The organism is Rhodococcus shunpengi (assembly GCF_048381395.1).
In the GTDB taxonomy this organism is placed as follows: domain Bacteria; phylum Actinomycetota; class Actinomycetes; order Mycobacteriales; family Mycobacteriaceae; genus Rhodococcus.
On the sequence record NZ_JBLWIU010000012.1, the window covers coordinates 473,736 to 487,695 of the forward strand.

Sequence of the window (13,960 nt, forward strand, 5' to 3'; positions counted from 1 at the left end):
CGTGCCGCGCCCGCGTGCATGTCTAGTCGGTCAGATCCCGGTAGTCCGGGTGCTTCTCGATGAACTTGTCGACGTACGAGCAGATCGCGACGATGCGCTTGCCGCGTTCGCGGACGTCGTCGAGGGCGTAACCGACGAGCTTGCCTCCGAGTCCCTGACCGGAGTAGCCCTTGTCGATCTCGGTGTGGTCGAAGACGAGGCGGCCGTCGTCGTCGGGGTGGTACTGCGTGTACCCGACGACGGCGTCGTCGTCGCGGACTTCGTATCTCTGCTTCTCGGCGTTGTGCACCACGGTCACGGACGAATCGCTCATGGTCTTCCTCTCACCGTCGACAAGCGGGTGTGTCCCACAGCATAGAGAACGGGCCGCGGCGCAATGCCGCGGCCCGTTCTGCGGTGCCGGGTTATTCCGGCGGCGAGATGTGCTGGGCGAGATACAGCGGTTCGCCGAGCTGCTCGATCAGGTCGAGCTGGGTTTCGAGATAGTCGATGTGTTCTTCCTCGTCGGCGAGGATGTCCTCGAAGATGTTGGCCGAGGTGATGTCGCTGACCGAGCGCATGTACTCCGACCCCTTGCGGAGGCGATCGCGGGCCTCGATCTCGACCTGCAGGTCGGATTCGAGCATCTCCTTGGCGGACTGCCCCAGACGTAATGCGCCGAGGCGCTGGTAGTTGGGGAGTCCGTCGAGGTAGAGGATCCGATCGGTAAGCCTCTCGGCGTGACGCATCTCGTCGAACGACTCGTCGCGCGTGTGCTTCGCGAGCTTCGACCATCCGCGGTTCTCCTGCATCTTCGAATGCAGGAAATACTGGTTGATCGCCGTGAGCTCGGCGGTGAGTTGTTCGTTGAGCAACTCGATGACCTTCTTGTCGCCCTTCATGGCACCTCCCGGGGTGAACCATCAGGTTTACCGCCGGGTAGGGGCTGGCTACACGGCGGTCTCGAGTTCGATGGTCTCATTCCGCTGCCGGGCCTGCCGGATGATCGCCGAGATATTGCGTACACAATTCCCGCAGTCGGTACCGGCGCGGCACTTGGCGCTCACCTCGCGGGTACAGCGTGCTCCCGCAGCCACCTCTGCCTCGATGTGGTGGTGGGTAAGAGCGTGGCAACTGCAGACGATCATCAGAGCCACCTTTCTGCGACTGAGGGAACACTCACTTAGGTTGTCCAAACCTTACATCGGCTTAGGCTAGCCTAGCTTGTGATCGTAGTCACACAAAGGGAGGGCCGGATCCGTGTTATACCCAGGTCCGTCCCAGGGGGTGTTACCGCAGCTACTGCTGTTGCAGGTGTTGCGATACCACCTGATTGATCCGGTGCAGACCGGGCGCGGTGAGGCCCGGGATCTGGTTCTCGATCGTGCGCACCAGCGACGAATCGTCGAGAACCTTTTCGCTCGACTGGATCAGGACGGTGCCCGCGCCGGTGAAATCGAACTGCCGTTCCTCCCCCGACTGCACGCCGAAACGCCGCGCCCCGGCCGAGACGAACCCGGTGATCCACGATTCGTCGTAGTGGTGACTGGGGGACGGGCAGTCGGCCCAGCCGACGAGTGCCTCCGGGTCGACCCTCAGGGGCGGCTCGGCGAACATCACCGGCCCGTTCGACGACGCGAGGAAACGGCCCGTACCGATGAGGGTGAGGAAACCCGGGACGATCGACTGGTTGAGCGACAGGCCCGGTTCGAAGGCCAGCAGATTGGCCTGCCGGATCGTGAGGTTGCCGTCGTCGAGGTCGTACGAGTTGATGTCGTATCCGCGGTCGCCGATGATCAGCTTCCCGAAACCCTCGGCCACGACGTAGTCGCCGAGATAGAGCGGAGCGGAGAACTGCTGGGCCACCATGTGCAGCAGGTGTCCCTGCAGTCCGTGGGTGAGCGCCGAGAACTGCACCTGGCCGTAGTACGCGATCATCGCGCCCTTCGACAGGAACCAAGGCGTCTGCAGGTCGATACAGTAGGCATAGGGATTGCCCGGCACGTTGTCGCTGCCGCCGAAGCTCGACGGGTTCAGAACGGTACTCACAGCTTCTCCTCCGATGCCTGCACGTAGACGATGCCCTGTCCGCTGCATTCGAGTTGCATGGCCTCCCCGCCGGTGCGACCGACGTTCCGCCAGCTCATCGACGATTTCAGTTCGGTGCGGACCGGGCCGTAGGACGCTACGAACGCCTGCGGGTCGACGACCACCGGCGTCGGGCCGCCCACCTGAAGCTCGAACACGCCCCCATGGGCGAGCAGCACCGCCGCACCCTGGCCGGTCAGTTGCGTGGTGAACATGCCGGTGCCGGTCATCGCGCCGGTGGCGGCGCCGCGTAGCGCCCCGAACAGACCCCCGCCGCCACCGCCCCCACCGGAGGCCGCGGCCACCGAGACGACAGTGGACTGCAGACCGGTGGTGTGGGCGAGCAGGCGCGACGCCTCCACGCGTAGTTCACCGCCCGCGGACATGTCGACGATGTGCGTCTCGAGACCGCGGAAGCCGTAGTGCACGACACCGTCGCCCTGCGCGAGCATCGTGGCCTCGTGTTCACCCTGCAGCATGCGTCCCGCCATACCGGCGAGACCGCCGAGACCGGGAGCGCCTCCCGTGCCGCCGGGAACGCCGTGGGGGGAGAACCGGACGTTGCCGGTGTAGAACAGCATCGCGCCGCGGCGGGCCACGACGGGACCGGACTGCCGCAGGTCGACGCGTACGACCTTGCCGTTGATCTTCGTGAAGCTCATCTGTTCCTACCGTTCCGCCGGCTGGATGGAGACCACGCCCACGCCGTCCCACTTCAGGGAGAACGCCTCGCCGCTACCTTGACCGATGGCCGAGCGCCACGACACGTCGGTGACGAACGACTGCGTGAGCTGACCCTTCGCGCACACGAAGGCGTCGGGATCGACGACGAGGGGATACTGCGGCGACACCTCGAGATGGATGAGCGGGCCCCCGGCCGAGAGCAGCGCGACCTGCCCGGTCCCCGTCACCGTCGTGGTGAACAAACCCTGGCCGCTCATACCGCCGCGCAGACCCGCGAACGTCACGTTCGTGTTCAGGTTCCCGCTCAGTGCCAGCAGCTGCTCGGACTCGACCTGCAGGGTCTCGTTGTTCAGCTCCAGCACCGTCACGTCCTGCGCCTGATGCGCGAAGTAGACGACGCCCGTGCCGCTGCACTCCATGAGCGAGAGCCCCTCACCCGTCGCGCGCTGCCGCAGCCCGGAGAGAACACCCTCGCCACCACCGAATCCGGCGGACTTGAAGCTGACCTGCCCTTCGTACGCCACCATCGACCCCGACAGGGCCCGGACGGACGAATTGCTCAGGTGGGCTTCGATCACCCTCTTGGTCTTCACGACTAACCGCATGGCGGGAAACGATAGTCGGAAACGCCTTCGGTGGAGTGAACCCCGGGTAGCGGGGTTCACTCCACCGAAGAACGACAGAAGATCTACAGCCCCAGATCCTTGGCGATGATCGTCTTCATGACCTCGCTGGTGCCGCCGTAGATGCGGGTCACGCGGGTGTCGGCGTAGAGGCGGGCGATGGGGTACTCGGTGATGTAGCCGTAGCCACCGTGCAGCTGCAGGCACTTGTCGATGATGCGGCCGGCGGTTTCCGTCGCGAACAGCTTCGCGCGGGCGGCGTCGGGCACGGTGAGCTCACCGCGATCGTTGAGCTCGATGGCGTTGTCGACCATGATCTGCAGCGCCTGCAGCTCCGCGGAGCATTCGGCGAGCACGAACTTGGTGTTCTGGAACGCGGCGACCGGCTTGCCGAAGACCTTGCGGTCCTTGGTGTATGCGATGGCGTGCTGGATCGCCGCGGCCGCGGTGGCGGCAGCGCCGAACGCGATGGTGAGACGCTCCTGCGCGAGGTTCTGCGTCAGGTACGAGAACGCCTCGCCCTCCTTGCCGAGCAGATCGGCGACCGGCACCTTCACGTCGTCGAACGCCAGCTCGGCGGTGTCCGAGGCCTTGAGACCGATCTTGTGGAGCTTGCGCCCGACCGCGAAGCCCTCGCTCCTGGTGTCCACCACCAGAATCGACAGGCCACCGCGACGGTCCTCGGGGTTGTACGGCGAGGTGCGGGCCACGACGAGGATGCGGTCGGCGAGCGCACCGCCGGTGATGAACGTCTTCGCGCCGTTGAGGACGTAGTGGCTGCCGTCCTCCGAGAGCTTCGCGGTGGTCGCGATGTTGGCGAGGTCGGAACCGGTGCCCGGCTCGGTCATCGCGATGGCGAACATCAGCTCACCCGAGGCGAACCCGGGGAGCCAGCGCTGCTTCTGCTCCTCGGTGGCGTTCTGCATGATGTACGGCAGGATCAGGTTCGAGTGCACCGACGACGAACCGAACGACACACCGGCCGCCGACGCCTCCTCGGCGAGGATCACGTTGAACTTCAGCGACGTCTCGCCTCCTCCGCCGTACTCTTCGGGAACCTGGATACCGAGGAGCCCGAGTTCTCCCATGCGGTTGTAGAACTCGCGCGGAGGATGGCCGGCCTCTTCCCACTCCGGGTAGACGGGTACGACCTCCTTCGCGATGAAGTCGCGGACGGTCTGCCGGAACGCCTCGTGATCCTCGTTGTACAGCGTGCGCTTCACGCGTTGTCCTTCCAGGGATGAATATGATTGCGGGGGTGGACCTTACAGCGCGTAACTACGCAGCACACCCTTGCTGATGATCGTCTTCTGGATCTCGCTGGTGCCCTCACCGATGAGCAGGAAAGGAGCCTCGCGCATGAGGCGCTCGATCTCGTACTCTTTCGAATAGCCGTAGCCGCCGTGGATGCGGAAGCTGGCCTGAGTGACCTCGGAGCAGTACTCGCTGGTGAGGTACTTGGCCATACCGGCGGCGACGTCGTTGCGCTCGCCGGAGTCCTTCAGGCGCGCGGCGTTGACCATCATCAGGTGGGCGGCCTCGACCTTGGTGGCCATTTCCGCGAGGGAGAACGAGATCGCCTGGTGCTGGGCGATGGGCTTGCCGAAGGTGGTGCGCTGCTGGGCGTACCGGGCGGCGAGCTCGAACGCGCGGATCGCGACACCGCACGCGCGGGCCGAGACGTTGACGCGGCCGACCTCGACGCCGTCCATCATCTGGAAGAATCCCTTGCCGGGCTCGCCGCCGAGGATCGAATCGGCCGAGGCCTTGTAGTTGTCGAAGACGAGTTCGGTGGTGTCGATGCCCTTGTACCCCATCTTGTCGATTTTGCCGGGGATGGTGACACCCGGGACGACCTCACCGAAGCCGGCGGGCTTCTCCACCAGGAAGGTGGTCAGGTTCTTGTGGGGCTTGTCGGAGCCTTCCTCCGTCTTGACCAGGGCGGCGACGAGGGTGGAGCTGCCGCCGTTGGTCAGCCACATCTTCTGGCCGTTGATGACGTAGTTGCCGTCGGCGTCGCGCTTGGCCTTGGTGCGGATGGCGGCGACGTCGGAGCCGAGTTCGGGCTCGGACATGGAGAACGCGCCGCGGACCTCACCGGTGGCCATGCGCGGCAGGTAGTACTGTTTCTGCTCCTCGGTGCCGTGCTGGCGGATCATGTACGCGACGATGAAGTGCGTGTTGATGACGCCGGAGACGCTCATCCAGCCGCGGGCGAGTTCCTCGACGCACAGCGCGTAGGTCAGCAGCGACTCGCCGAGTCCGCCGTACTCCTCGGGGATCATCAGTCCGAACAACCCCATCTCGCGCATCTGGTCGACGATGGCCTGCGGGTAGGTGTCCGAGTGCTCGAGTTCCTGAGCGTTCGGGATGATCTCGCGGTCGACGAAGGTGCGGACCGTGTCGAGGATCTCGGACTGGAATTCCGTCAGACCGAGGGTCTGGGCGAGGCGGGTCATGCGGGCTCTTTCTGGGAGATGCGGATGGTGCCGGAAGCTGCGAGGGCGTCGACCTCGTCGTCGGTCAGCCCGAGATGTTCGGTGAGCACCTCGGCGGTGTCGTCGCCGTTGGCCGGCGCGGGGCGGACCTCGGGGTAGCAGCCGTCGAAGGACATCGGGGTGCTCGGGGCGTGGTAGCTGCCGATGCGCGGCTGGTCGAGCTTGTGGAACATCGGGTTGTCGGTCACGCGCGGGTCGGCGGCGAGTTCGGCGAAGGTGCGGTAGCGCTCGTGCAGGACCGAGGTACCACCGAGCGCCGTCTCGACCTCGTCGGCGGTGTGGCGCGAGAACCAGGCGCCGAACAGGCTGTTCAGCACGTGGCGGTGTTCGAACCGGGTGCCCTCGTCGCGGAAGTCGACGCCCAGGGCGGATTCGAGTGCGGCCACGGCCTCGGCGGTACCGGTGAGCTCGGTGAGGTCGCGGAAGTGCCGCGGCGTGAGCGCGACGAGCATGAAGCGTGCGCCGTCACTGGTGGCGAAGTCGGCGCCGTATGTGCCGTAGACGGAGTTGCCGACCTTCTCCCGGACGGGGCGGCCGAGCTGGGCCTCGGCGATGTAGCCGAGGTTGCCGACGGTCGCGAACGCAACGTCCTCGAGGGGGAGTACGACTTTCGTTCCTGCACCGGTGATCTCGCGGCGGTAGACGGCCGAGGCGACCGACAACGCGGCGTACAGGCCGCACGAGACGTCCCAGGCGGGCAGCACGTGGTTGACCGGGGTCGAGACGTTCTCGGCGCCGGTGACCTGCGGGAAACCGGCGGCGGCGTTGACGGTGTAGTCGACAGCGCCGGTGCCGTCGGCGCGGCCGAGGACCTGCACGTGGATCAGGTCGGGGCGGATCGCGGCGAGCTCGTCGTAGTCGAGCCACGAGCGACCGGCAGCGTTGGTGACCAGCACCCCCGCGTCGATGATCAGGTCGCGGATCAGGTTCTGCGCGTCCGGGTTACGGAAATCCGCTGCGAACGACCGCTTGCCCTTGTTCAGGCCGGCCCAGTAGATCGACTCGTTGTCGTCGGTGACCGGCCAGCGACGGTAGTCGGCGGCGCCGCCGATCGGGTCGACCCGGATCACGTCGGCGCCGAGAGCGGCCAGGGTCATGCCGCACAGGGGCGCGGCCACGAAGCTGGACACCTCGACAACGCGCACTCCCGCGAGGGGCGCAGTGGACGAGGGCAGCTCGTCGGTGGAAGCGGTGGAGTTCATGCTGCTCGCCTGTTCTCGTCGCGGTTCGTCGGGTACAGCGGTGACCCGAATCGGGGGATGCACTGTCAGCATGCCCCAGCTCTCGCGCCCGGGAACAGCACCGATCGGCTATCCCACGGTTAGCGCAGACCAATATCACCGGTGGGTACAGACCGCGAGTGGAGCGGCTTGTGAGGGGTCATAGGTTTTGGTGATCGATTCGTTCACTTCCTGCACTTTGCCAATCGTGAGCTTGCTCACGTTCAATGGCTGGGACATCAGGCTTGACATTTTTACCGGCGGTGCATTCCACGGGGATTCGTCCGTCGACTCCCATCCGAGTTCTGAAGGGACTCTCAGTGACTACAGGCGAAATCGTGCACGAAAAATTGGGTTCTCCGGGCGGACCGGCTGAAACGGGTCGCGCGCCTCTCGTGACTCCCGGCCGCGCGTGGAGCATGACCGGCCTGGTCATCTTCCTCTACGTCGTCAACTACGCCGACAAGGCCGTCCTCGGCATCATCGCCCAGCCCCTGGCGCGTGAGCTCGGCATGAGCTCCTCCCAGATCGGCCTGGTCGGATCGCTGTTCTTCGTCACATTCACCGTCGGCGGATTCTTCGCCGGGCCGCTGAACAAGTACCTGACCCTCCGCTGGGCCCTGCTGGCCCTCGGCCTGATCTGGTCGGTGGTGATGCTGCCGCTCGTCGTCAGCGCGAGCTTCGCGATGCTGGTGGTCACCCGCATGCTGCTCGGTCTCGCCGAAGGACCGAGCTCGGCCCTCATGCACACCGCTGCGTACTCGTGGCACCCGCCGGCCAAGCGTGGCCTGCCCGGCGCCTTCCTGGCCGGTTCCGCCTCCGTCGCGAAGATCGCCCTCGCCCCGGTTCTGACCTTCATCACCGTCGAGTGGGGATGGCGTGCCGCGCTGATCTCTCTGTCGATCCTCGGAGCGGTCTGGATGGGCTCCTGGCTCCTCGGCTGGAAGGAAGGCCCCTACACCACCAAGGCCGTCAAGGGCGCCGAGACCTCTGCGTCCGCTGCACAGACCGAACCGTCCGTGCCGTGGCGCAAGATCTTCCTCACCCGCACGTTCATCAGCTGCGCGATCCTGATCATGGTCGTCTACGCGCTCACCACCGTCGTCCTGACCTGGCTGCCGTCCTACTTCGAGGTCGGCCTCGGCTACAGCGCCCTGCAGGCCGGCTCGATGTTCGCCCTGCCGTCCATCATCGGTCTGTTCCTCATGATCAGCTCGGGTACGGTCACCGACCGTCTCAGCGCCAAGGGTTACCGTTCGCGGGTCGTCCGGATCATCGTGCCCGCCGTCGGCGTGCTCATCTGCGGTGCCATCCTGGTCTTCCTCCCGTCCATCGGTACGCCGGCCCTGGCCGTCGCGGTCGTCTCCATCGGCTACGGTTTCGGTGCCATCGCGTTCCCGCTGATCAACGCCGCGATCTCCGAGCTGTGCCCGCCGCAGCAGACCGCCGGCACGATGGGTGTCTTCCTCGCCCTGATGGCCGTCGGCGGCCTCGTCGCCCCCTACGGCACGGGTGTCCTCGTCGACAACGCCGCGACCGCGGCGGAGGGCTACGCAACGGCCTTCCAGGTCATCGGTGCACTCGGTGCGCTCGCTGCGATCCTGGTCCTGTTCCTGGCGAACCCGGAACGCGATCGCAAGCTCATCCGGGCCGCGGCCTGACCAGTTCGGCATAGCTTCCGCCTAACGGAAGCTTCCGCGGAAAGACTTTCCCCTACCGGCCGGGTGCATGGTCTCCTCGAATGTGAGGACCACCACCCGGCCGGTCGTCTTTTCTCCCACCACGGTTGCCCGGCAACCGTGACCCGCAACAGCAAAGGACCGATTCGCATGCGCGATGCCGTGATCGTCGACGCCGTCCGTTCCCCCATCGGACGTCGCGGTGGTGCACTGTCCGAGATCCACCCCGTCAACCTGTCCGCCCATGTGCTGACCGCACTGGCCGAGCGAACCGGACTCGATCCCGCCACGATCGACGACGTCCAGTGGGGTTGCGTGAGCCAGGTCGGCGACCAGGCCGGAATCGTCTCGCGCAGCGCCGTGTTCGCGGCCGGATGGCCGGTTACCGTTCCCGCCACCACCATCAACCGGGCATGCGGATCGAGCCAGCAGGCGGTGTCCTTCGCCGCCGCGACCGTCATCTCCGGACAGAACGACGTCGTGATCGCCGGTGGTGTCGAGTCCATGAGCCGCGTGCCCATGGGCAGCGCCAGCAAGGACGGCCAGCACTTCCCGCAGAACGTGCTCGACCGCTTCGAGGTCGGCGGCTTCAGCCAGGGCATCGGCGCCGAGATGATCGCCGAGAAGTGGGGCTTCTCCCGCACCCAGCTCGACGAGTACGCGCTGCGCTCGCACGAGCTGTCCGCGACCGCCACCGACGCGGGCGCGTTCACCGGCCAGATCGCCCCGGTCGGCGACTTCGCCACCGACGAGGGCATCCGCCGCGGCGGCACCGTCGAGTCGCTCGCCAAGCTCAAGACCGTCTTCAAGGAGGACGGCGTGATCCACGCCGGCAACTCCTCGCAGATCTCGGACGGTGCCGGCGCCCTGCTCATCACCACCAGCGAATACGCCGCGGCCCAGGGCTGGACCCCGCTCGCACGCATCCACACCGCCGTCGTCGCTGCCGACGACCCGGTCGTCATGCTCACCGGCCCCATCCCCGCCACCGAGAAGGCCATCAAGCGTTCCGGTCTGTCCATCGACGACATCGGCGCCTTCGAGATCAACGAGGCCTTCGCACCGGTGCCGCTCGCATGGCAGGTCGAGACCGGCGCGAAGCCCGACCGCCTCAACCCGCTCGGCGGCGCGATCGGTGTCGGCCACCCGCTCGGCGGCTCCGGTGCGATCCTCATGACCCGCCTCGTGCACCACATGCGCGACAACGGCATCCGTTACGGCCTGCAGTCGATGTGCGAGGCCGGCGGCATGGCCAACGCGACCATCCTCGAACTGCTCTGATCCTGCTCATCACCCAAGCTGCTACGAATTCGAAGGAAACACCATGGAACTCAAGGGTCTGTCCGTTGCCGTCACCGGCGGAGCGTCCGGTCTCGGCCTCGCCACGGCACGTCGCGTCCTGGCTGCCGGCGGCAACGTCACCCTCATCGACCTCCCCGGCTCGAACGGTGAGGAGATCGCCAAGGAACTCGGCGACGGCGCCGTCTTCGCTCCCGGCGACGTGACCGATTCGGAGCAGTTCGCGGCAGCACTGGACGTCGCGCACGAGCGCGGCGGCCTGCGCGGTGTCGTGCACTGCGCCGGCGCCGGACGCAAGATGCGTGTCCTCGACAAGGAGGGCAAGGCCGGTTCGCTCGAGGACTTCGAGTTCGTGATCCGCCTCAACCTCATCGGCTCGTTCAACGCGCTGCGTCTCGGTGCCGAGCGCATGGCCGAACTCGACCTCATCGAGGACGAGCGTGGCGCTGTGGTCATGACGGCTTCCGTCGCGGCCTTCGAGGGTCAGATCGGGCAGATCAATTACTCGGCGTCCAAGGCCGGCATCGTCGGCATGACGATCGTCGCCGCACGCGACCTCGCCAGCAAGGGCATCCGCGTCAACACCATCGCCCCCGGCATCATGGACACCCCGCTGCTCGCCCGCCTGCGCGAGGACGTCCGAAAGTCGCTCGAGGCGACCGTGCCCAACCCGTCGCGTCTCGGCCGCCCCGACGAGTTCGGTCAGTTGGCCACGAACATCCTCGAGAACGGCTACATCAACGGCGAGACCATTCGCCTCGACGGCGCCATCCGTATGGCACCGCGTTGAGCCGGGCGTCGACCATGACCTCGGCTTCCGACCTCGCACAGCGCAGGCTGTCGTACCCGGCGACGACGATGGCGGTGTGGGCACCGAGCCTCGCCGCCGTCTACGGCGACCGTCCCGCGGTGATCGACGGCGACCGGGTGCTCACCTACAACGACCTCGACGCACGTTCGGCGCAGTTCGCCGGCGTGCTCCACGAGGCCGGGGTGCGGGCCCGCGACGTGGTGCTCCTGCACCTCGGTAACTGCGTCGAGTTCCACATCGCCTACTACGGCGCGCTCCGCGTCGGAGCGGCGGTCACGCTGGTCAATCCGCTCCAGCCCGAGCCGGGCCTGCGCCGCCAGATCGAGGAGACCTCCGCGGCGGTTGCGGTCACGCAGTCCGCCCAATCGGACACGCTGCTGCGGGCCGCGGAGGGGACGAGTGTCCGGTTGATCGCCGTCGTCTCCGACGCGGCGGTCACCGCGGCGGGCGCGGTGCACTTCGCCGATGCTCTGGAGGAACGTCCCACGACATTCGAACCGGTCGTGACCGGCCCGGACGACATTGCGCACATCGCGTACACCGGTGGCACGACCGGCATTTCGAAGGGCGTTCGGGTACTGCACCGTAACGTCGTCGGCAACGTCACCCAGATGTGCGCGTGGCGGGCCGGGCATCAACTGGTCGCTGATGTCGACGGACGGATCTTACTCGAGCCGATCGACGATCTGGAGATCGCCGGCGTCGTTCCGGGCCACGGATCGACGATCGTGGTGTCCCCGCTCTTCCACGCGCACGCGCTGATCAACACGTCGTTCCTTCTCGCGTGCGGCCTGACCCAGGTGCTCGCGGGACGGTTCGACCCGGGGCGCATGCTCGAGCTGATCGAGCGGTACGAGGCCAGCTACATCACCGGCAGCCCGGCCATGTGGCACGCGCTCGCCGAACACCCCGATGTGGAGGTTCGGGATCTGTCGAGCGTGCGGGTCGTGGCGTCCGGTGCCGCGCCGATCGACCACGTAACCCTCGAGAATCTCGAGCGCGCCTTCCCCAACGCACGTATCGCGGAGGGCTACGGGCTCACCGAGGGCACCTGCGTCGTCACGGCGATGCCGCTCGTCGTCGACTCGGAGTACCGCCTCGGCAGCGTCGGCCTTCCGGTCTTCGACACCGAGCTCGAGATCCGGTCGCAGATCGATCCGGGCGTCGTCCTTCCCGAGGGGGAGCGTGGCGAACTGTGGATCCGCGGACCGCAGGTCACCGACGGATATCTCGGACACCCCGAGATCACTGCGGAGCAGTACGTCGACGGCTGGCTCGCCACCGGTGACATCGCCTACCGCGATGCCGACGGATTCGTGTACATCGCCGACCGGGCGAAGGACATGTTGATCTACAAGGGCTACAACGTGTATCCGCGTGAGCTCGAGGAGATCCTGGTGACCCACCCGAAGGTGTCCACCGCGGCGGTCGTCGGCCGGGAGGCGGGCGCGATCGGTCAGGAGCCGGTCGCCTTCGTCGTCCCCGTCGCCGGCGAGGAGCCCGACGCGGAGGAACTGAAGGCGTACGTCGCCGAACGGGTCCTGCCGTACAAGAAGATCCGTGAAGTGGTGGTGGTCGACGCACTGCCGACCTCCGCCGCGGGCAAGATCCTCAAGACCGATCTGCGATCGCGCCTGACGATCTCCTGACCCGCACACGAGAAACCCCCGGCATCGAATGCCGGGGGTTTCTTCGTATGCGATGGAAGGCGATTCGAGAGAATCGCTTCGGGCGCGGTTCCGGATGTACCCGTTCCGGAACCACGCCGCAAAGATCAGGAGTTCTTCTTCTGTTCCTGCTTGACGAGTCCGCCGCCGATGATCAGGCGCTGGATCTCGCTGGTGCCCTCGTACAGGCGCAGCAGACGCACGTCGCGGTAGATCCGCTCGACGGCGACCTCGCGCATGTAGCCGCTGCCACCGTGGATCTGCACCGCGAGATCGGCGACCTTGCCGACCATCTCGGTGCAGAACAGCTTCGCGACCGACGGTGCGATGCGGCGGTCGGTCTCCTCCACCCACGCCTTCGCGGCGTCGCGGACGAGGGCACGGCCGGCCATCACACCGGTCTGTTGATCGGCGATCATCGCCTGCACCAACTGGAAGTTGCCGATGGGAGTGCCGCCCTGGGTCACCGCGGCCGCATAGGCCACCGATTCGTCGAGCGCCCGCTGGGCCTGGCCGACCGACAGTGCGGCGATGTGCACGCGACCACGGGCGAGCGAGACCATCGCCGCCTTGTAGCCGACGTCCTCGCTGCCGCCGACGAGAGCGGAGTTCGGCACACGCACCCCGTCGAAGTGCACGTCGGCGGTCCAGGCGCCTTCCTGGCCCATCTTCGCGTCCTTGTTGCCCACCGTCAGGCCGGGAGTGTCGGCGGGGACGAGGAAGACCGCGATGCCGGTGCCGTTCTCGTCCGCCGGACGGGTGCGGGCGAACACGACGAAGAGGTTCGCCAGCGGCGCGTTGGTGATGAAGCGCTTCTCGCCGGTGATCACCCAGTCGTCACCGTCGCGCACGGCCTTGGTGCGCAGACCCGACGGGTTCGAGCCGGCGCCCGGCTCGGTGAGGGCGAAGGAGGCGACGACCTCGCCGGAGGCGATGCCCTCGAGCCACTGCTTCTTCTGCTCGTCGGTGCCGAAGTTGACGAGCACCTGGCCGGCGATGCCGTTGTTGGTGCCGAACATCGAGCGCAGCGACAGGGTCGTGTAACCCAGCTCCATCGCGAGTTCCGCGTCCTGCTGCAGATTCAGTCCGAGGCCGCCCCACTCCTGCGGGATGGCGTATCCGAACAGGCCCATGTCCTTCGCGGCCTGGCGGATGTCCTCGGGAATCGCATTGGTCTCGGCGATCTCCTGCTCGCGCGGCACGACCACGTTGCGCACGAACGCGCGGGTCTGCGCGAGGATCTCGCGGAAGTCGTCTTCGTCGACCTCGGGGGCCGGGATGGAGAGTGTCATGTCTACAACCTTCGTGCGGCCGCCGGGAGGTGTCCAATACGAATGGCGCCATTCCCGTATAGGCATTGTCGATGGATCGAGACCGTTCCGCGGGTCGGATCGCCGTTATATTCGGAGCAT

14 protein-coding genes are annotated in these 13,960 nt (G+C 66.6%); 4 read left to right on the forward strand and 10 right to left on the reverse strand.

Annotated features, from left to right (window positions below; translation table 11 throughout):
* Window positions 1-22 precede the first annotated feature (22 nt).
* From ACNJ7K_RS07465 to ACNJ7K_RS07505, 9 genes are all read right to left on the reverse strand, one after another.
* On the reverse strand, window positions 23-313 hold the full coding sequence (locus tag ACNJ7K_RS07465; protein WP_120280850.1) for a GNAT family N-acetyltransferase: 291 nt from the start codon (window positions 311-313) through the stop codon (window positions 23-25).
* Between the two features lie 91 nt (window positions 314-404).
* The gene (gene bfr / locus ACNJ7K_RS07470) at window positions 405-881 is read right to left on the reverse strand and encodes a bacterioferritin (protein ID WP_006550742.1); all 477 of its coding nucleotides are present in this window, start codon (window positions 879-881) and stop codon (window positions 405-407) included.
* A gap of 48 nt (window positions 882-929) precedes the next feature.
* Window positions 930-1,127: a (2Fe-2S)-binding protein gene (locus ACNJ7K_RS07475; RefSeq protein WP_006550741.1), complete on the reverse strand. Its 198-nt coding sequence runs from the start codon at window positions 1,125-1,127 to the stop codon at window positions 930-932.
* 151 nt (window positions 1,128-1,278) lie between these two features.
* Complete coding sequence (locus ACNJ7K_RS07480; protein WP_006550740.1) at window positions 1,279-2,028, reverse strand: AIM24 family protein; 750 nt, start codon at window positions 2,026-2,028, stop codon at window positions 1,279-1,281.
* Complete coding sequence (locus tag ACNJ7K_RS07485) at window positions 2,025-2,729, reverse strand: AIM24 family protein (RefSeq protein WP_006550739.1); 705 nt, start codon at window positions 2,727-2,729, stop codon at window positions 2,025-2,027. The genes ACNJ7K_RS07480 and ACNJ7K_RS07485 overlap by 4 nt, the downstream gene beginning before the upstream one ends.
* Before the next feature lie 6 nt (window positions 2,730-2,735).
* The gene (locus tag ACNJ7K_RS07490; RefSeq protein WP_064852038.1) at window positions 2,736-3,356 is read right to left on the reverse strand and encodes an AIM24 family protein; all 621 of its coding nucleotides are present in this window, start codon (window positions 3,354-3,356) and stop codon (window positions 2,736-2,738) included.
* A gap of 83 nt (window positions 3,357-3,439) precedes the next feature.
* On the reverse strand, window positions 3,440-4,597 hold the full coding sequence (locus tag ACNJ7K_RS07495; RefSeq protein ID WP_120280849.1) for an acyl-CoA dehydrogenase family protein: 1,158 nt from the start codon (window positions 4,595-4,597) through the stop codon (window positions 3,440-3,442).
* Window positions 4,598-4,639: 42 nt separating this feature from the next.
* Window positions 4,640-5,833, reverse strand: coding sequence for an acyl-CoA dehydrogenase family protein (locus ACNJ7K_RS07500; protein ID WP_016693093.1), 1,194 nt, complete (start codon window positions 5,831-5,833; stop codon window positions 4,640-4,642).
* Window positions 5,830-7,074 (reverse strand): CoA transferase, encoded by a 1,245-nt coding sequence (locus tag ACNJ7K_RS07505; protein WP_120283788.1) that lies wholly within the window; start codon window positions 7,072-7,074, stop codon window positions 5,830-5,832. The genes ACNJ7K_RS07500 and ACNJ7K_RS07505 overlap by 4 nt, the downstream gene beginning before the upstream one ends.
* Window positions 7,075-7,412: 338 nt before the next feature.
* On the opposite strand from ACNJ7K_RS07505, the gene ACNJ7K_RS07510 reads away from it, so the two are divergent.
* The 4 genes from ACNJ7K_RS07510 to ACNJ7K_RS07525 all read left to right on the forward strand — a co-directional run bounded on the left by ACNJ7K_RS07510 (window position 7,413) and on the right by ACNJ7K_RS07525 (window position 12,530).
* Window positions 7,413-8,753: an MFS transporter gene (locus ACNJ7K_RS07510; protein ID WP_120280848.1), complete on the forward strand. Its 1,341-nt coding sequence runs from the start codon at window positions 7,413-7,415 to the stop codon at window positions 8,751-8,753.
* 168 nt (window positions 8,754-8,921) lie between these two features.
* The gene (locus ACNJ7K_RS07515) at window positions 8,922-10,052 is read left to right on the forward strand and encodes a thiolase family protein (protein ID WP_487041427.1); all 1,131 of its coding nucleotides are present in this window, start codon (window positions 8,922-8,924) and stop codon (window positions 10,050-10,052) included.
* Window positions 10,053-10,095: 43 nt separating this feature from the next.
* Window positions 10,096-10,860, forward strand: coding sequence for an SDR family NAD(P)-dependent oxidoreductase (locus ACNJ7K_RS07520; RefSeq protein WP_016695806.1), 765 nt, complete (start codon window positions 10,096-10,098; stop codon window positions 10,858-10,860).
* A gap of 14 nt (window positions 10,861-10,874) precedes the next feature.
* Window positions 10,875-12,530, forward strand: coding sequence for a class I adenylate-forming enzyme family protein (locus ACNJ7K_RS07525; protein WP_159417199.1), 1,656 nt, complete (start codon window positions 10,875-10,877; stop codon window positions 12,528-12,530).
* A 125-nt stretch (window positions 12,531-12,655) separates the two neighbouring features.
* Here ACNJ7K_RS07525 and ACNJ7K_RS07530 read toward each other — a convergent pair whose 3' ends face one another.
* Entirely contained in the window at window positions 12,656-13,840 is a 1,185-nt protein-coding gene (locus ACNJ7K_RS07530) for an acyl-CoA dehydrogenase family protein (protein ID WP_059384416.1), read from the reverse strand.
* Window positions 13,841-13,960 lie beyond the last annotated feature (120 nt).

Bases quoted from the DNA above. Each gene is read 5' to 3' on its own strand.
- ACNJ7K_RS07465 (WP_120280850.1), bottom strand. From the start codon at position 313: ATGAGCGATTCGTCCGTGACCGTGGTGCACAACGCCGAGAAGCAGAGA.
- bfr (WP_006550742.1), bottom strand. From the start codon at position 881: ATGAAGGGCGACAAGAAGGTCATCGAGTTGCTCAACGAACAACTCACC.
- ACNJ7K_RS07475 (WP_006550741.1), bottom strand. From the start codon at position 1,127: ATGATCGTCTGCAGTTGCCACGCTCTTACCCACCACCACATCGAGGCA.
- ACNJ7K_RS07485 (WP_006550739.1), bottom strand. From the start codon at position 2,729: ATGAGCTTCACGAAGATCAACGGCAAGGTCGTACGCGTCGACCTGCGG.
- ACNJ7K_RS07490 (WP_064852038.1), bottom strand. From the start codon at position 3,356: ATGCGGTTAGTCGTGAAGACCAAGAGGGTGATCGAAGCCCACCTGAGC.
- ACNJ7K_RS07500 (WP_016693093.1), bottom strand. From the start codon at position 5,833: ATGACCCGCCTCGCCCAGACCCTCGGTCTGACGGAATTCCAGTCCGAG.
- ACNJ7K_RS07505 (WP_120283788.1), bottom strand. From the start codon at position 7,074: ATGAACTCCACCGCTTCCACCGACGAGCTGCCCTCGTCCACTGCGCCC.
- ACNJ7K_RS07515 (WP_487041427.1), top strand. From the start codon at position 8,922: ATGCGCGATGCCGTGATCGTCGACGCCGTCCGTTCCCCCATCGGACGT.
- ACNJ7K_RS07520 (WP_016695806.1), top strand. From the start codon at position 10,096: ATGGAACTCAAGGGTCTGTCCGTTGCCGTCACCGGCGGAGCGTCCGGT.
- ACNJ7K_RS07525 (WP_159417199.1), top strand. From the start codon at position 10,875: ATGACCTCGGCTTCCGACCTCGCACAGCGCAGGCTGTCGTACCCGGCG.
- ACNJ7K_RS07530 (WP_059384416.1), bottom strand. From the start codon at position 13,840: ATGACACTCTCCATCCCGGCCCCCGAGGTCGACGAAGACGACTTCCGC.